General features: G+C 60.6%; 13 protein-coding genes and 2 pseudogenes. 7 read left to right on the forward strand and 8 right to left on the reverse strand.

All coding sequences use genetic code 11. The features are described 5' to 3' along the window. The first annotated feature begins 61 nt into the window (after window positions 1-61). The 6 genes from F7R20_RS02230 to F7R20_RS02255 all read left to right on the forward strand — a co-directional run bounded on the left by F7R20_RS02230 (window position 62) and on the right by F7R20_RS02255 (window position 6,521). Complete coding sequence (locus tag F7R20_RS02230; protein WP_003200505.1) at window positions 62-979, forward strand: ABC transporter permease; 918 nt, start codon at window positions 62-64, stop codon at window positions 977-979. Between the two features lie 9 nt (window positions 980-988). Then, window positions 989-1,891 carry an ABC transporter permease gene (locus F7R20_RS02235; RefSeq protein WP_003200503.1) on the forward strand — a complete coding sequence of 301 codons (903 nt, stop codon included), beginning with the start codon at window positions 989-991 and terminating at the stop codon, window positions 1,889-1,891. A gap of 64 nt (window positions 1,892-1,955) precedes the next feature. After that, window positions 1,956-2,972 (forward strand): ABC transporter ATP-binding protein, encoded by a 1,017-nt coding sequence (locus F7R20_RS02240; protein WP_003200501.1) that lies wholly within the window; start codon window positions 1,956-1,958, stop codon window positions 2,970-2,972. Beyond that, complete coding sequence (locus F7R20_RS02245) at window positions 2,969-3,958, forward strand: ABC transporter ATP-binding protein (protein WP_003200500.1); 990 nt, start codon at window positions 2,969-2,971, stop codon at window positions 3,956-3,958. The genes F7R20_RS02240 and F7R20_RS02245 overlap by 4 nt, the downstream gene beginning before the upstream one ends. Then, the gene (locus F7R20_RS02250) at window positions 3,955-5,379 is read left to right on the forward strand and encodes a M20 family metallopeptidase (RefSeq protein ID WP_003200498.1); all 1,425 of its coding nucleotides are present in this window, start codon (window positions 3,955-3,957) and stop codon (window positions 5,377-5,379) included. Before F7R20_RS02245 ends, F7R20_RS02250 begins: the two co-directional genes overlap by 4 nt. Further along, entirely contained in the window at window positions 5,376-6,521 is a 1,146-nt protein-coding gene (locus tag F7R20_RS02255) for a M20 family metallopeptidase (RefSeq protein ID WP_003200496.1), read from the forward strand. The genes F7R20_RS02250 and F7R20_RS02255 overlap by 4 nt, the downstream gene beginning before the upstream one ends. Window positions 6,522-7,429: 908 nt before the next feature. On the opposite strand, the gene mdeB is transcribed toward F7R20_RS02255, so the two are convergent. From mdeB to F7R20_RS02280, 4 genes are all read right to left on the reverse strand, one after another. Further along, window positions 7,430-10,129, reverse strand: a complete 2,700-nt coding sequence (mdeB, locus tag F7R20_RS02265; RefSeq protein ID WP_081352547.1) for an alpha-ketoglutarate dehydrogenase — start codon at window positions 10,127-10,129, stop codon at window positions 7,430-7,432. After that, window positions 10,126-10,548, reverse strand: a complete 423-nt coding sequence (locus tag F7R20_RS02270; RefSeq protein WP_003200492.1) for a hypothetical protein — start codon at window positions 10,546-10,548, stop codon at window positions 10,126-10,128. The genes mdeB and F7R20_RS02270 overlap by 4 nt, the downstream gene beginning before the upstream one ends. A gap of 56 nt (window positions 10,549-10,604) precedes the next feature. Further along, window positions 10,605-11,066, reverse strand: coding sequence for a hypothetical protein (locus F7R20_RS02275; protein ID WP_003200491.1), 462 nt, complete (start codon window positions 11,064-11,066; stop codon window positions 10,605-10,607). 94 nt (window positions 11,067-11,160) lie between these two features. After that, window positions 11,161-12,177, reverse strand: a complete 1,017-nt coding sequence (locus F7R20_RS02280) for a 1-aminocyclopropane-1-carboxylate deaminase (protein WP_003200489.1) — start codon at window positions 12,175-12,177, stop codon at window positions 11,161-11,163. A gap of 199 nt (window positions 12,178-12,376) precedes the next feature. Between F7R20_RS02280 and F7R20_RS02285 the strand changes: the two genes are divergently transcribed. Beyond that, a complete protein-coding gene (locus F7R20_RS02285; protein WP_003200485.1) occupies window positions 12,377-12,886 on the forward strand; it encodes an Lrp/AsnC family transcriptional regulator in 510 nt (169 codons plus the stop codon). Window positions 12,887-12,939: 53 nt separating this feature from the next. Here the strand turns inward: F7R20_RS02285 and F7R20_RS32185 are convergent, their stop codons facing one another. The 4 genes and pseudogenes from F7R20_RS32185 to F7R20_RS02295 all read right to left on the reverse strand — a co-directional run bounded on the left by F7R20_RS32185 (window position 12,940) and on the right by F7R20_RS02295 (window position 17,863). Next, a complete protein-coding gene (locus F7R20_RS32185) occupies window positions 12,940-13,800 on the reverse strand; it encodes a sensor histidine kinase (RefSeq protein WP_371916702.1) in 861 nt (286 codons plus the stop codon). Continuing rightward, window positions 13,801-14,295, reverse strand: a pseudogene (locus tag F7R20_RS32190) (response regulator transcription factor); the annotation flags it as partial. 51 nt (window positions 14,296-14,346) lie between these two features. After that, a pseudogene (locus F7R20_RS32195) lies at window positions 14,347-16,659 on the reverse strand (sensor histidine kinase); the annotation flags it as partial. A gap of 31 nt (window positions 16,660-16,690) precedes the next feature. Next, complete coding sequence (locus tag F7R20_RS02295; RefSeq protein ID WP_003200481.1) at window positions 16,691-17,863, reverse strand: ABC transporter substrate-binding protein; 1,173 nt, start codon at window positions 17,861-17,863, stop codon at window positions 16,691-16,693. Window positions 17,864-17,971: the final 108 nt, after the last annotated feature.

Raw genomic sequence — 17,971 nt, forward strand, 5'->3', positions numbered from 1 at the left:
CTGACCCGCGCCACGGACACGTCCCCATACCTGTCATCCATTGGATATGAGGAAACTTGCCATGCTTGGATTCCTTCTGCGCCGTCTGGGCATCGCTGTTTGCGTTGCCATTACCGTGTCGGTGATCAGCTTTTCCCTTTTGCACCTGTCCGGCGACCTGGCCACGGCCATCGGCGGACCGGAAGCCACCAGCGAGCAGATCGAACAGATCCGCATGCAGTACGGTTTGGACAAACCGCTACCGACCCAGTACTTCAACTGGCTGGGCGATTTGTTGCGGCTGGACCTGGGCAACTCGTTTTTCTTTCAGGAGTCGGTCTACAACCTCGTCGCCAGCCGCTTGCCGATCACTCTCGGGTTAGGCGCCATGGCGCTGGCTATCGCCTTGCTGGTGGCGATTCCACTGGGTGTGCTGGCCGCGGTCAAACGCGACACCTGGGTTGACCGACTGGCCTTGAGCATCGCGGTGCTGGGTCAGGCAATGCCCAGTTTCTGGTTTGCACTGATGCTGATCGTGGTGTTCGCGGTGACGCTCAAGTGGCTGCCGGTGTCCGGCAACTCGACGATGCTGCACTTCGTCATGCCGGCCATTGCCCTGGGCTATTACGCGACGCCGGCAATCATGCGTCTGACCCGTGCTGGCATGCTCGATGTGCTCAGTTCCGATTACATCCGCACCGCCCGCGCCAAGGGCCTGCGCCCTGCCCGCGTGTTGTTCAAGCATGCGCTGCGCAACGCCTTGATTCCGGTCGTCGCCCTGGCGGCGGTGGAGTTTGGCTTCATGCTCGGCGGTTCGGTAGTGATCGAAACCGTGTTCTCCCTGCAAGGTATCGGACAGCTCGCCTGGGACGCCATCGCCCGTGATGACTTTCCGGTGGTACAGGCCGTGGTCCTGCTCATCGCAGTGATCTACATCATCCTCACCTTGCTGGCCGATGTGCTCAACGCACTGCTCGACCCGCGCATTCGCGTGCGCTAGGAGGCTTACATGAGCACCCCCACTACCCTCGCGATCAATGACTACCTGTCACCCCCCAGCAGCCTGAGCCGCGTACTTGGCAAGAGCTTTCGTCATCGTGGTTTCGCCATCGGCACGGTGTTGTTGCTGATGATCTTCACGGGGGCGCTCTTCGCGCCGTGGCTGGCACCTTATGACCCTTATGCGCAAGACGTGATGCTGCGTATGAAACCGCCGGTATGGATGGCCAACGGCACCTGGGAATACGTCCTGGGAACCGACAAGCTGGGCCGTGATTACCTGTCTCGACTGCTCTACGGCGCACGTATTTCATTGTTCATCGGCATTGCGGCGGCGCTTATCTCCGGCTTTATCGGTACCGTCATGGGGCTGTTGGCGGGTTACTACGGCGGCAAGATCGATGCGTTCATCAGCTACCTGATCACCACCCGGCTGGCGATGCCGGTGGTGATGGTCGCGCTGGCCTCGGCCTCGCTGATGGGCGGCTCGCTGAAAGTGGTGATTGTGCTGCTCGGCTGCCTGCTCTGGGATCGCTTCGCGGTGGTGGTCAGGGCTTCGGTGCAACAGATTCGCGATGCGGAATACGTGGCCTCGGCCCAGGCGCTGGGCTGCTCGACCCTGCGCATTCTGGCCAGTGAAATCCTGCCCAATCTGGTCGGCGCGCTGATCGTCGTCGCGACGCTGGAAATGGCCCACGCAATCCTGCTGGAGTCGGCACTGTCATTCCTCGGGGTGGGTGTGCAGCCGCCGACGCCGTCCTGGGGCTTGATGATCGCCGAAGGCAAACCCTACATGTTCTTTTCCCCGTGGGTCATCGCCATTCCCGGCGTCGCCCTGATGATTCTGGTGCTGGGCATCAACCTGGTCGGCGATGGCCTGCGCGATCTGATCCTGCCCGACGGCCGTAACTGATAGACAGCCGTAGCTGATAGACGCCGTAACTGATAGACGCCGTAACTGATAGAGGGTACCGAACATGGCACTACTCCATGTAGAAAACCTGCGCGTGGATATCCCCATGGGCAACAGCCCGACGCCGGATGACACGCTGCATGCAGTGCGCGGTCTGAGCTTTGAAGTCGAGCGCGGTGAAATGCTGTGCATCGTCGGCGAATCAGGCTGCGGTAAATCCTTGACGTCGCTGGCGCTGATGGACCTGTTGCCACGCAAGGCCAAACGTACCGCGTCCCGGCTGACGCTGGACGGTATCGACATGATCGGCCAGAGCGAACGGCACATGTGCGACCTGCGCGGCAATCGCCTGGCGATGATCTTCCAGGAACCGATGACTTCGCTGAACCCGGCCTACAGCATTGGCGATCAACTCAGCGAAGTGCTGACCCGGCATCGCAAGGTGTCGCGCAAGGATGCTCTGGTTCGCGCCGGGCAGATGCTGGAGAAAGTCGGTATCAGCAATGCCACCGAGCGCTTGCGGCAGTATCCGCATCAACTGTCTGGCGGTTTGCGCCAACGGGTGATCATCGCCATGGCGTTGATGTGCGAACCGGACCTGATCATCGCCGATGAGCCCACCACTGCACTGGACGTGACCATTCAAGCGCAGATCCTGCGCCTGATTCGCGACATTCAGAAAGAACTCGGCCTGGCGGTGATCTTCATCACCCACGATCTTGGGCTGGTGGCACGGATCGCCGATCGGGTCGCCGTGATGTATGCCGGGGAGATCGTCGAAACCGCCCCTGCCCTGCAACTGTTCGAGAACCCGCAGCATCCGTACACCCGTGGTCTGCTGGCCAGTATTCCAATCCCTGGCCAGACCAGGCCGGGTGAGGCGCTGGGTTCGATTCCAGGCCTGGTGCCGAGCCTGGTAGGCGAACAGCAAGGGTGTGCGTTTCGCAATCGTTGTGCTCAGGCGATACCGACCTGCGCGCAGAACATCCCCGAAGTCGAACAGGACGGACACATGGCGCGCTGCCTGTTCGCCGCACCGGCGCCAGCACCGATTCGCCTTCAGGAGCGTGCACGGTCATGAAAAAAGACATCGCTTTGGAGCTGTGTGACATCCGCCGCGAGTTTCGGATCAACCAGGGCTTTTTCAAACCCGCCGCCATCCTGAAAGCCGTCGATGGCGTTTCCCTGCGTCTGATGCGGGGCGAGACTCTCGGTCTGGTAGGTGAGTCCGGTTGCGGAAAAAGTACCCTGGCAAAGCTGCTGCTCGGTCTGCTGCCGCCTACCAGCGGCGATGTGCTGGTCAACGGTAAACACCTGGCGGCGACTGATCGCAAGGCAATGTCCCGGCATATTCAGCCGATATTCCAGGACCCGTATTCCTCGCTGAACCCACGCAAGACACTGCGCGAAATCATTACCCTGCCGCTGATCGTGCATGACATCGGCAGTCCCGCCGAGCGGCGCAAGAAGACCGAAGCGATGCTTGATGTGGTCGGCCTGCCCAAGCGAGTGATCGACAGCTACCCGAGCCAGCTGTCCGGCGGACAACGCCAGCGAGTCGCGATCGCACGGGCGCTGATCATGCGCCCCGATGTGCTGATCTGCGACGAGCCCACCTCAGCACTGGATGTGTCGGTGCAGGCGCAGATTCTCAACCTGCTGCAAGACCTCAAGCGCGAATTCGGCCTGACCTATCTGCTGATCAGCCACAACCTCGCGGTCATCGAACACCTCGCCGACCGGGTAGCGGTGATGTACCTGGGACGCATCGTCGAAGAGCGTACGCGCGAATCGTTGTTTGCTGAACCCGGCCACCCTTATACCCGCGCCTTGCTGGATTCGGTGCTCACGCCCGATCCGCACCTGGGCATTCCCGACATCGGCCTGCACGGCACCTTTCCCAATCCGATGTCACCTCCGTCCGGTTGCGCTTTCCACCCGCGCTGCCCGAGCTGCTTCGCACCGTGCAAAACGGCCTACCCGGCCAATGATTCCATTATCGGGGGCAACGTGCGTTGCCACCTTCACGACAATCCTGCCCAAACACTGGAGCTTGTCCACTCATGAGTCGTTCATTGGCCATCAGCAACACCACAGAGCAATTCGACAACGGCGCCTTTTTCAATCTGCTCGAACGTAGCGTCGCCTTGCCCACCGAAAGCCAGGCAACGGACAGCCAGCCCGAGTTGTATCGCTATCTCAATGACTTCATCACCCCGCATGTCAAGGCCATGGGCTTCAGCGTCAAGATCTATGACAACCCGGTGGCAGAGCGTGGGCCCTTCATGATCGCCACACGCATTGAGCATCCAGAACTGCCGACTGTACTGAGCTACGGCCACGGTGATGTGGTGCGCGGCTATGAAGCGCAATGGCGTGAAGGCCTGTCACCGTGGCAAGTCACGGTCGAAGGCGATCGCTGGTACGGCCGCGGCACGGCGGACAACAAAGGCCAGCACCTGATCAACCTGACCGCGCTGGAGCAAACGCTCAAGGCTCGCGACGGCAAGCTGGGTTTTAACGTCAAACTGCTGCTGGAAATGGGCGAAGAAGAAGGCTCGCCGGGCCTGAATGCGTTCTGTGCCGCCCACAGCGAAGAGCTCGCGGCGGATGTTTTCATCGCCTCGGACGGCCCGCGCCTGGCGGCATCACGACCGACGATTTTTCTCGGCTCGCGTGGGGTGTTCAACTTCGAGCTGGTGGTCAACTTGCGCGAAGGCGCTCATCACTCTGGCAACTGGGGCGGCTTGCTGGCCAACCCTGGCATCATTCTGGCCAATGCCATCGCAAGCATGATCGATGAACAGGGCCGGGTGAAGGTGGCAGGCCTGCAGCCCGAGACACTGCCGGAGCCGGTTCGCCAGGCACTGGCCGACATTGACGTGGGTGGCGGGCCGGGCGATCCGGACATCGACGCCAACTGGGGTAATCCGCAGCTCTCCCTGAGCGAAAAAGTATTCGGCTGGAACACCCTCGACGTCATTGCCTTCAAGACCGGCAACCCGGACGCCCCGGTGCATGCGATCCCAGGTAAAGCCAATGCCCACTGCCATATCCGCTTCGTGGTGAACAGCGACTACACGACCTTCATCCCGGCCGTTCGTGCCCACCTGGATGCTCATGGCTTCAGCAATGTCGAGGTCAAGCAAAGCCGCATCGATGTGATGCATGCCACTCGGCTGGACCCGCAAAGCCCATGGGTCAATTGGGCCCTCAGCTCCTTGACACAGACCACCGGCAAAAAACCTGCGCTGCTGCCAAACCTTGGGGGCTCGCTGCCCAACGACGTGTTCGCCGACGTGCTCGGCCTGCCAACATTGTGGGTGCCGCACTCGTACCCGGCCTGCTCGCAACATGCGCCGAACGAGCATTTGCTGGCACCGGTGGTCAAGGAAAGCCTGCAAATCATGGCCGGTCTGTTCTGGGACCTGGGCAATGACGCGGCACGCCTGACTCAGGAACATCAGTTGCGGGAGCAGGCGCAATGAGTGCCACGCCACAACAGGCGCTGGACTGGCTTGCCGACCAGCGCCACGCCATGGAAGCGCTGCTGCAGCGTATCGTCGACACCGACTCCAACAGCTATGACAAGGCGGGCGTCGACGCGGTAGGCGCGCTGCTCGCGGCGGAACTGGAAGCCGACGGCATCCTGCTCAAGCGCATGCCAGTCGATGGTTTTGGCGACGTGATGCTCGCCGAAGTGCCAGGTGCCTCTGGAAAGCCGGTGCTGCTGCTGGGCCATCGCGACACGGTGTTCCCCAAAGGCACCACCTCGACTCGCGGCTACAGCCGCGACGCCAACCTCGCCTATGGTCCCGGCGTCGCCGACATGAAAGGCGGCCTGGTGCTCAATTGCTTCGCGCTCAAGGCTCTCAAACGCGCCGGTGAGTTGCCCTATCCGGTGCAGGTCCTGTACACCGGGGACGAAGAAATCGGCTCCGGCAGCGCCAGAACCCATATCGAAAAAACCGCCCGTGGCGCGCGTGCCGTGCTCAATACCGAACCCGGCCGGGCCAGCGGCAACGTGGTCAGCGCACGCAAAGGCGGCGCCACGCTGATCATCGAAGTCAGCGGCCGCGCGGCGCATGCCGGGGTCAACCATGCCGACGGAGCCAGTGCCATCGAAGCCCTCGCACGCAAGATCGTCAAGCTGCATGCCTTGACCGATTACTCAGCAGGCATCACGACCAATGTTGGCCTGATATCCGGTGGCACGTCCAGCAACACCGTCGCGCCTAGCGCCTCCGCCAGGCTGGACGTGCGCTTCATCGAACTCGAGCACTGGGATCAGATCTTTACCGCGATCCTGGGCATCGTCGCGGAAGAAGAGCTGATCGGCACCCGCGCCATCCTCAAGGAAGCGACGACCTTTCTGCCGATGGAAGCCTGTCACAGCGAACGGCTGCTGCAGATCTACCAACAAAAGGCCCTGGCGCTGGGTTTCAGTGTGGAGGGCGAGTTCACCGGTGGTTGTGCTGACTCCGGATTCACTGCCAGCCTGGGCATTCCAACCCTGTGTGGGCTGGGGCCGGTGGGTGGCAAGGTTCATACCGAGCGTGAGTACCTGGAACTGGATACGCTGGTGCCTCGGGCTCTGGCGTTGGTGGCGACTATTCTGGCTGTTGGCTAGGGTAGTTGAGGCTTTTTTTGGGGGGGGAATCTATTCGCGTTTTTCTGGACGGGGGGTGTGTATATCCGTTTTTTTGGTAACGGCGGCTTAGGGTTCCGCTCTTACAGCGGGTCACTTTCGAAAAGCGCGAAAGTAACCAAAGCGCTCATGCCCCACCACTCGGCACCTCGCTTAGGCTCGGTGTGCCCTCACTCCGGCATTGCTCCGTGGGCCCGCCGCGAAGGGCCATCCATGGCCCAGCGCGGCTATCCCGGCATCCATGCCGGGATGCCCACTGCGCAATGCCTGCGTTCGGCCAACGTGGTTTAACGGGGCACCCAGATCAAGATCTAAAGCAAGAGCAAGAGCAAGAGCAAGAGCGGGGTACATTTCGGCACCGATGTGGCTGAACCTCCGCTATCGCGAGCAAGCTCGCTCCCACATTGGATCTTTGGCAGACACAAAATCCATGTGCACCGCAAAACCTGTGGGAGCGAGCTTGCTCGCGATGAGGCCAGCACATCCAACATCACCGCAAACTGACACACCGCCTTCGCGGGCAAGCCCGCTCCCACAGAAGAAACGCGGTCCTATCAAGAACCAGGTCGGCTACCAGGCCGCCTCGCGGTGGACGTTGATCTCGGGCGCCCCGTTAACCACGCTGGCTGAACGAAGGTATTGCGCAGTGGGCAACCCGGCATGGATGCCGGGTTAGCCGCGCTGGGCCATGGATGGCCCTTCGCGGCGGCCCACGGAGCAATGCCTTCGTTCAGGCACACCGAGCCTAAGCGAGGTGCCGAGTGGTGGGGCAAAAGCGTTTTGCTTACTTTTGACTGGGCCGGCTCCCGGGCTTTTCAAAAGTGAGCCGCTGTAAAAGCGGAACCATAAGCGGCCGTTACCGCAACAACGGATATACCCCCCTCTTGAAATCAAGCTTCCCAGGGGGCCACCGCATCGACATCAATGGCGTACCGCTCAATGGCCTCGGCACACACACTGGCATCGAGGCGCCCCATGTGCATCAGTGCAGTCAGCGCACTCAAGACAATCTGGTGGCGGTCCACTTCGAAGAACCTGCGCAACTGGTCGCGAGTATCGCTGCGACCAAATCCATCGGTGCCAAGTACGGTGTAACGGGCGTCGAGATAGCTGGCGATCAACTGCGGCAAGGCGCGAACGTAATCGGTGCAGGCAATGATCGGCGCCGAGTCGTTGAGCGACGCCTGGACATGACTGCAGCGCGAAGGCTGTCCAGGATGCAGTCGATTCCAGCGTTCCACTTCACGGGCATCACGTGCCAGCTCGGTAAAGCTGGTAACGCTCCAGACCTGACTGTTGATGTCCCAATCGCTGGCCAGCAACTCGGCAGCGGCAATCACTTCGCGCAGGATGGCGCCGGAACCCAACAACTGGACACTTCCACGCGCACCCTCGACTTCATGCCGGGCAAACAGATACATACCCTTGATGATCGCCTGTTCGACACCTGCAGGAAGGTTGGGCTGCGGGTAGTTCTCGTTCATCAAGGTGACGTAATAAAACTCGTCCACCTGACGCTCCAGCATCTGGCGCATGCCGTGATCCAGGATCACCGCGAACTCGCCGGCAAATGCCGGATCGTAAGCACGGCAATTGGGGACCATCGCCGCCATCAGATGACTGTTGCCATCCTGGTGCTGCAGACCTTCGCCGCCCAATGTCGTGCGGCCTGCGGTGGCCCCGAGCAGAAAGCCGCGGGCCCGTTGATCCGCCGCCGCCCAGATCAGGTCGCCGATGCGCTGGAAGCCGAACATCGAGTAGTAGATGTAGAACGGCAGCATCGGCAAGCCATGCACCGAATAGCTGGTCGCCGCTGCAACCCAGGAACTGATCGCCCCGGCCTCGCTGATGCCCTCTTCGAGAATCTGGCCGTCCAGCGCTTCTCGATAGCTCAGGATCGAACCGATGTCTTCCGGCTCATATCGCTGCCCCACGCTGGAGTAAATGCCGATCTGCTTGAACAGGCTGGCCATGCCGAACGTACGCGCTTCATCCGCCACGATCGGCACGATGCGCGGGCCCAGTTGTTTGTCCCGCAGCAGACCACTGAGCATTCGAACGAACGCCATGGTGGTGGACATTTCCTTGCCTTCGGCAGCAATGGCAAACGCGCCATAGCTGCTGACGTCAGGCACCGCCAATGATTCGGCACTCGAAGGACGCGATGGCATGTAGCCGCCCAATGCACAGCGGCGCTCATGCAGATAGCGCATTTCTGCACTGTCTTCGTCGGGTTTGAAGAAGCTCAACGAGGCAGCCTGTTCATCGGTCAACGGCAGGTTGAAACGATTGCGGAACGCGATCAGCGCCTCCCTGTCGAGCTTCTTCTGCTGGTGCACGGTCATCTTGCCCTGCCCGGCATCGCCCATGCCGAAGCCCTTCTTGGTCTGCGCCAGAATCACGGTGGGTTTCTTGCCTTCGAGCAGCGCGCTTTGATAGGCGGCGAAGATTTTCACCATGTCGTGACCGCCACGTTTCAGGCGGTCGATCTGTTCATCGGTCAGGCCTTGTGCCAACTGCGCCAATGCCTCGTTCTGGCCAAAGAAATGATCACGGTTAAAGCGCCCGTCTTTTGCCGCGAACGTCTGGAACTGGCCATCGACGGTGCTCGATAGCGCCTTGACCAGCGCGCCATCCGCATCGCGCGCAAACAAACCGTCCCAGTCGGCGCCCCAAACCAGTTTGATGACGTTCCAGCCTGCACCACCAAACAGCGCCTCCAACTCGTCGATGATGCGGCCATTGCCACGAACCGGCCCGTCCAGCCGTTGCAGGTTGCAATTGACCACCCAGACCAGATTATCCAGCCCTTCCCGCGCGGCCAGCGTCAGTGCCGACATGCTTTCCGGCTCATCCATTTCCCCGTCGCCAAACACGCCCCAGACGGTTCGCCCGACGTTGTCTTGCAGGCCTCGATGCTCCAAGTAACGCATGAAGCGCGCCTGGTAGATCGAGCTGATCGGACCGATGCCCATGGAGCCCGTTGGAAACTGCCAGAAGTCCGGCATCAACCAAGGATGCGGGTAACTCGACAGACCTCGGGCACCCTTGGCGCGCGCGCTGATCTCTTGCCGATAATGCAGCAGATCCTTTTCTTCCAGGCGTCCCTCGAGGAACGCCCGAGCATAGACCCCTGGCGCCGAGTGCGGTTGATAGAACACCAGATCGCCACCGCTGCTTTCGGTTCGCGCTTTGAAAAAATGGTTGAAGCCCACTTCGAACAAATCCGCCGCGCTGGCATAACTGGCAATATGGCCGCCCAATTCGCCATAGGCATAGTTGGCCCTGGCAACCATGGCCAACGCATTCCAGCGCATGATCGAGGCCAGCCGTTCTTCGATGGCCAGGTCCCCTGGAAATACCGGCTGGCACTCAACGCTGATGGTATTGATGTAAGGCGTGCTATGGCTGGGCCGCCAACCGATGTCCGAGGTGCTTGCCACAGCCACCAGCATGTCGAGGATCTGTTTGGCCTGTGCCGTGCCGCTATGGGCGATAACCGACAGCAAGGCGTCCCGCCATTCAGCAACTTCTTGAGCATCTTCGGTGGTCTGGTCCGGCCATTGGGCACGAATATCGAACAGGTTCATGGGCATCTCCTGCAAATGTCGGGCAACGCTTCCAGGTGGCGCGAATAGCTCAATCGGGCGAGTTTTTTGACTTGCTCTACCGCGTCAATGACGGAGCGCTCGGCCCAGCTGTCTTGCCCTATCTGGTAGATGCACGGGTTGCCAATGGAAAGATTGTTCAACAAATGCTCTTCAAGTTCACCGCAAACGAGAAAGCTGTAATCACACCCCGCCACGTGTACTTCAACGCACCTGTTAGCCCCTGTATCCGAAGCTTCAACCTGTACAAGCGCGATATTGTCAAAACAGCTGAACCCATGATGCATCAGGTCAATATGATCACTGTCAATTGCGGACACGATGACAACGATGCGGGTACAGCTCGAAGGTTCACGCATCCACTTCATGGTTTTAGAACGACAGTCGGCAGGTCGGCTCATGAGTGCGGCCTTTCCATTGGGGTCATAAATTCAGGCGTATGTGGCGATGACTTTCGCTAAATGAAACAACGCTCTTGCAACCCGCTTTTCACCAGTGTCCGGGTCACCGATAAAATCTCTTCCACCTGTTTATCGATCGCTGCATGGGAGGCTGCGTCTTCCAGTTTGAGGACACGCAGTGGGTGACCGCAGACTGATCCCAGCCAGGTGAGACGGGGTATCGGGCTGACTTCGACATCCAGTAAAAAGCAGCCTTTGGATACACCGCGCAGCAGTTGGCTGGCCCGGCAAGTGGTCGCCGGTGCCGTATCTATCGGGTTGGCCCCAAACTGCAACCAGTCGAGCATGAACGCCCTGGATTGCTGGACCACCAGATAAGCAACCTGGTCCCAGTCGTCGATCTCCATATGCAACTTGTCAATCAGGTACTTGGGCAACGCGGCGCTGGTCACGATGACGACCCCGGTATCCGCCAGCGGTTCTTTCACCCAGATTGCAGACTGCGATATCGCATGCATGGTGGTACTCCCGGCGTGATTCCTGAGCCTAAAGGCTGACGCAATTCCCTGTGGGAGCGAGCTCCCACAGATGACTCCAAAAGCAGTTCTACGCTTAGCCGTTACGAAATAGGAAGCTGTAGGCGTTCAGCGCCGGCGCCCCACCCAAGTGTGCGTAAAGCACTTTGGAACCTTCGGGGAATTCACCACGACGGACCATTTCAATCATGCCGTGCATCGATTTACCTTCATATACCGGGTCTGTCAGCACGCCTTCAAGGCTGCCGCACAGTCGGATGGCTTCCAATGTGCCTTCGTTGGGCAAGCCATATTCCGGGTAGGCAAAACGCGTATCGAGCACCACGTCCTCTTCCGTAATCTCGCGCCCCAGCTCCACCAACTCAGCGGTGTGTCGGGCGATGCGCAGGATCTGTGCCTTGGTCTGTTCCGGCTTGGCCGAAGCATCGATACCAATCACATTCTTCGAACGACCGTCAGCCGCGAAACCAACAACCATGCCTGCCTGCGTACTGCCGGTCACCGAGCAGACCACGATGTAGTCAAACTTGAAGCCCAGTTCCTTTTCCTGCTGCCGCACCTCTTCGGCAAAGCCGACGAAACCGAGGCCGCCATAGGGATGCTCGGAGCAACCCGCTGGAATCGGAAACGGTTTGCCACCCTGCTCCACGACATCGCTCATGGCCTTTTCCCAACTTGGCCGAATGCCAATATCGAAGCCAGCGGCGTCAAGCCGCACATCAGCGCCCATGATCCGCGACATCTCGATGTTGCCTACGCGGTCATACACCGCGTCGGAATAGTTCACCCAGTTTTCCTGCACCAACACGCACTTCATGCCCAAGTGGGCAGCGACGGCAGCGACCTGGCGGGTCTGGTTCGACTGGATGCCGCCGATGGAGACCAGCGTATCGCAGCCTTGCTCGATCGCTTCGGGAATGAGGTATTCGAGCTTGCGCGTCTTGTTCCCACCAAAGGCCAGGCCACTGTTGCAGTCTTCACGTTTGGCATACAGCTCGACCTTGCCCCCCAGATGTTGACTGAGGCGCTTCAAGGGCGTGATGGGAGAAGGACCGAAGGTCAATGGATAACGTTCAAAACGATTCAGATTCATGACTCTGCTCCTTGATATGGGATATCCAAGCGCCAGACCGAAAGGGAAAAGGCCGCATTCCAGGCTCTTTCCGGAGGCGCTTCGATGAGTTCAATATTAAGAAGAATCCGAAAAATATGTGTTGCAAGTTTCCACCACATAAAGAAACATAACTTTTCAAACACCGCACAAAACATACTTTCATTGCGTAGAAATCGATATGAAAGCAACAAATACTCACAAGAAGCCAGCCACCTCAGACCCAGTGCCGCATCCACTGGATCGAACCGACCGCGCCATTCTCAAGACCCTGCAACGAGATGCCTCCATCTCCAACGTGGCGCTGGCAGAGAAGGTGAAATTGAGTGCCCCTGCTTGCCTCAGGCGCGTCGAACGGCTCAAGCAGGTCGGCCTGATCAAGGACATTGTCGCGCTGCTGGACAATGAAGCGCTGGATGCGGGGATGGTGGTCTTGATCGGCGTAGTGCTGGATCGCTCCACACCGGAATCCTTCGCCGCATTCGAGGCGGCCGCACAAAAGGTGTCCGGCTGCATGGAGTGCCATGTGGTGACCGGGGAGTTCGACTACTTCATGTTGCTGCGCACCAAGGACAGCAACAGTTTCAACCGGCTCCACGCGGAGCAATTGCTTTACCTGCCCGGGGTTCGCCAGATTCGCTCGTTCATGGGCTTGCGCCAGGTCTTGTCGACAACCCACATCCCTCTTTGAGGCTCCGGTCAGCCCGCCATATCATCGACCCGTAGAATGTGCCGGTTCGGCATTCATCGCTTACTCAGCGGCGCATCAAGGGGAATATCGAGGATAAAGGTAGCGCCCTGCCCGGCCCCGTCGCTGCGCACGGTCAAGCTGCCACCCATTTCCTGCGCAGCGAGCGCGCAACTGTGCAGGCCAAAACCGTGACCGTCTTTGCGCGTCGTGAAACCATGGGAAAAGATGCGCGCCAGGTGCTCAGGCGCAATCCCATTGCCGTTGTCGGCCACAGTGATACGCAATACTGCCCCGTCAGCGAGAGACGCGCTGAACGTGACGCATCGGCTACGATCGATCACGCCGTCCAACGCCTGCTTGGCATTGTTGATCAGGTTCACCAGAATCAGCAGCATCCGGTGCCGGTCCAGGGGCAGCAGGGGCAAGTCGGCAATGTCCTTGACCACCGTCACTTCCTGGCGCGCCAGTAATCCAGCACTCATGCGCAAGGCATCGTCGATTAACTCTGCGACCGGCACTGTCTCGACGATACTGACGGCGACGGCATAGGACTGCTGGGCAGCGACAATGGTCTTGATGTGGTCAATGCCCTTGGTGAGTTGCCCGAGTTCTTCGATGATGCCCTGTTGCTCTTGCGCCACCACTTTCGCCAGCTTGAGCAGGTAATCAGGCAGCATCTTCCCCTTGTGGTCTTTGGTGAGAAAGTCGCTCAGGTCATGGACGTGTTCGTTCATCATTTGCGCCACCTTGCCCAACCCCTGGGCCTTGGAGGTGCGCATCTGGCTGCTGACCAGTTCTGCCGATACGTTCACGCTGTTGAGGACGTTGCCGACGTTGTGCAGTACAGTCGTAGCGATTTCGGCCATGCCCGCCTGACGGGACTTTGCATTCAGTTCGGTTTGCACCTGGCTCATGCGTAGCACCGCCCGTACGCGAGCCTTGAGCTCCAGCGGCGAGAAGGGTTTGGCGATATAGTCATCGGCGCCACTCTCCAGCCCGGAGACGCAGGCCTCGCTACCGCCGCGGGCGGTCACCAGGATCACGGGCAAATGGGCAAAACCGGGGCTGCCTTTGATTCTGGCAGTCAGGCCGAAGCCGTCGAGCTTCGGCATCATTACATCCGAGACGACGACATCGATGGGCCGACGCTGCAGGAGTGCCCAGGCCTGCTCGCCATCAGTTGCGGTGGCGACGCTGTAGTCGTCGCGCAACAGCTCGCTGAGATAGCCAAGCATTTCCGGGCTGTCGTCGACTACCAGCACTTTGGATCGCAGGGCGTGTTCCGGGTGCTGCTCGTCCGCTTCTTCCATCGGCGCCCGGTCATTGCGAATGCCAAGGCGACCGTCGTCGAAACGCAGGTGGCGCTGCTCGGTTGTGCTTGCCATGCTCGGTGATGATCGCTCGAACATGTTGCTGACTTCGGTCGGTACAGTGTTTTGCTCGGCCCCCAGCGGAAGTCGAACAAAGAAGCACGAGCCCTGCCCGGGCTCGCTGTTGACGCCGACTTCGCCCCCCATTAGTTCGACCAGATCCTTGACCAGGGCGAGACCGATGCCGGTGCCGCTGTAGTGGCGTGTGGCGGAATTGTCGATCTGGGAAAAACGCTGGAACAGCAACGGCAGTTTGTCAGGCGCAATGCCAATCCCCGAGTCTTGCACTGCAAATTCGAATCGCTCGCCATCAAGCGCAGTCACCGTCAGGTGCACGGTGCCGCCAGCGGGCGTGAACTTGATGGCATTGCTCACCAGGTTGAGGAGAATCTTCTCGAAGTGCCGGGGGTCCAGGAACACCGTGCCGAGCGCGGGATCGATGCTGCAGGTCAAGGTGCAGCCTTTACCCTCGGCCACCATGGCGGCATCCTCGGCCAGCACACCCACCGTCTTGTTCAAATCGACTGGCATCGGACACAACTCAAACTTGCCCGCTTCGGCCTTGGAGAAATCGAGGATGTCGTTCACCCGGTTCATCAAGCGCAACGCGTTGCGTTGAGCGCGGTCGACTTGCACATGCCAGTCCGCCGGTGGGGTGGTCGCCGCCGAGAGCTGCTCCAGAGGGGCGAGAATGAGGGTCAGGGGGGTGCGCAGTTCGTGGCTGACGGTGGCCACGAAATCGCTCTTTGCCTGGTTAGCCGTCTCGGCCTGGTTGCGCGCCTGGATGAGTTCGATGGCCTGTGCCTCCAGCACCTCGGTCTGGTGGTGCAGCGCGTCGGTCCGCTCGGCGACCATTCTCTCCAGAGAGGCCTGGACTTGCTGTCGCTCGGCTTCGGCCTCGGCCTCCAGCACCCGGATGCGCAGGGCATTCTCCTGGAACACCCGTACGGCGCGGGTCATGATTCCAATCTCGTCGCCGCGTTCGGCGCTGGCGATCTTTGCGTTCAAGTCGCCGGCCGCAAGCCGGCGCATGACCGAGGCCAGGGCCACGATGGGCTGGGCGATGAATCGCGACGTGCTCCAGGCGATGGCGCCGGCCAGCAGGATGGCGACGGTACCCGCAACGATCGTCGCAAGCATGCCGCGGTCATTGTGGATCAAGGCATCGGAGCGCGCCTGGCCTGCGAAGCGCGCAACCAACAGGCCGGCGCTTCGTGCCTCGTTGCGTACCTGGTCGCGCGCGCCGCTCAAGGCGTTGCTCGCCTGATTAAACCGGGCGAATGCCGCCCGGTAGCCGGCAATCTGATCGCTGACAGTCAGGGGGGTAGCCTTGGCTTGCAGCCCCACGGACGAAGGGAGAACCCGCGCGAGACGGGAGAGCTCGTCCAGAATCTCGCCGACCGAGCCGGCGACCTCGGCCGACGGTGACAGGCGAAACGACAAGGTCTGCGCCTCCAGGGTGGCAACACGCTCGGCGAAACGCTTGGACAACGCGGCTGCGTTGTGCAACAAGCCGGTTGCCGCCTGAATGTCATTTTCGTCACGGGAAACATGCTCGTCCACTTCACCCAGCATGACATCGAGGCGCTCGACCAGATCCTCGACGGCGGCCAGATGCCGCAAAGCCTCGTCTCCCCGGAGCTTGGGCGTCTCGCCAAGGTGCTCGACCGCCTTGCTGACAGCAGCGACCGCCATCGCCAACTGGTCCAACGTCTCTCGCTCCTGCGGCGCCTCCATCAACTCGCGCAATTGCTCGACCACCGGCGGGAGCGCTGCGCAGGCGTTGCGCGCCGCAGTGACGGCCGCCCCATCACCGGACACCAGCATCTTGGCCACATTGACGATGATGATCCGTTCGCCGTCGCGCAGGATATCCAGAATGCGGTGAGCACTTTCGATGTTGCTCACCCGCGCCTCGTGCTCAGCGGCGCGGGCATCAATCCCCTTCAGCCCATCGGCGATGCCCTGTTCGACGAGGATCGTCGCCTCTCGCATCCGCCCGTAGTGGGCTGTCATGTTCTCCGTTTCGCCATCCATGGTCAGGGTCGCCGCCCGCAAGGCGGCGATTGCCGCGGCGAGCCTTTCCAGGCTGCCCTTGAGCGATTGCGCCTCTGCCACCGGAATGGCGGAGAGGCCGGCGATAGCCGTCGCCACCATGCCTTCGGCCTGGGACAGGCTTTCCTGGTCGCGGGTGGCGATGAAGTTTTCCACCCGCCCGGTGGCCCCGTTGACCGAGGCCAGAATTTCCGCGGAATGGCTGGCGGAATCCACCGCACGAACCATGCCTCGCAGGCCATAGAGGTTCACGAGCGATACCACCAGCATCAGGAACACCAGCGCGGCGACCGCCAGGCCAATCCTGACGGCAATGGGCCTGTCCGTGGAGGATTTGAATGTCAACATGGCGCCTCGCCTCCTCGCTCCACGCCTGCCACTACTGCTTCGTCACCTCCGGCAAAGGCGTCGGCGGCGCCGTGTTGCTGATGGCCGCGTCGATCATCGCCGCAACGGAAGCCTGGCTGTAGGGAGGATTGGCAGCGCCGCCCACCGGCATCGTGGCGAGCCAGGTGTCCAGGTCTTTCGCATCGATGCGTACCAGCGGCACCTCGACGAACTTCGGCACCTGCTTGCCCGCCAGAATCTGCTGGGCCACCCAGAAACCCACCTGGGAGACGCTCGGGGAAGCAGAGACAGAGACAGTCTCGTAGCCATTGGCATCGCGCTCCTGTTTCCACAGGGCGAGTTCGTCCTGACGGTTCCCCATCACGATGATTGGCAAAGGGCGTCCCGCCGCCTTGAACGCCATGGCTGCGCCATAACCGTCACCGCCCTGAGTCGCAACGGCATCAATACTGGGCAGTGACGGCAGCGCCAGCGCCACCTCCTTGCGTGCGACAGAAGCCGTCCAGTTCCCGTATACCGTCTTGGCGAACTTCAGGCCCGGATAGTCGCCAGCGGCCTTGCGAATGCCGTCGCTGATGTTTTTATCGGTGGCATCGCCGGCAATGCCGCGAATCTCCAGCAGCGTTCCGTTCCCCTTGAGGCGCCCGGCGATATAGTCCATTTCCACGCGGCCCATGGCGGACCAGTTGTAGTCGACGGTATAGACGCAGGGTTCGGTGACCAGGCTGGCCATGACGACCACCACGATGCCGGCGTTGCAGGCATCGCGGATCACCCCGTTGAGGGCCGTGTCGGACGCGGCCAGGATGACGATGGCGTTGGCGCCGTTGACGATCATGTCCTGGATATGGGCCGCTTGTTCCGATGCCGAGTTATTGGCGCTGACCACCGGAGCCTCGCGGATCAAGCCATCCTTTTGCGCCTGGGCCGCAATCTCCTGCCAATTGCGCACCATCACCTTGCGAAAATCGCTGCCCGCGTAGGAGTTGCTGAAGGCAATGCTATAGCTTGCGGTAGAGCCGCCGACGATGCCGCCGTCGGCAGCTTGGGCCGGATTGACAGCAACCAGCGCCAGCCCGGTCACGCAGCCGGCGAAGCGCCAGAAGACTTTGTGGGCGTTCGAAATACGCCGATGGACACGTGTTACCAGACTGCGCATTCGACCATTCAGATAATAGAACCGGGCATGAAGAATCAGACACATACAGACTCCTTTCCTTGGTGGGCGACACGTGAAACCAGCACATTGCCTGCAGTGGCAATGAGCATAGTCTCAACGTGCCCGCTTCGCGCGGCCATGGAGGATTTCAGC

The organism is Pseudomonas brassicacearum subsp. brassicacearum, assembly GCF_008801605.1.
In the GTDB taxonomy this organism is placed as follows: domain Bacteria; phylum Pseudomonadota; class Gammaproteobacteria; order Pseudomonadales; family Pseudomonadaceae; genus Aquipseudomonas; species Aquipseudomonas brassicacearum.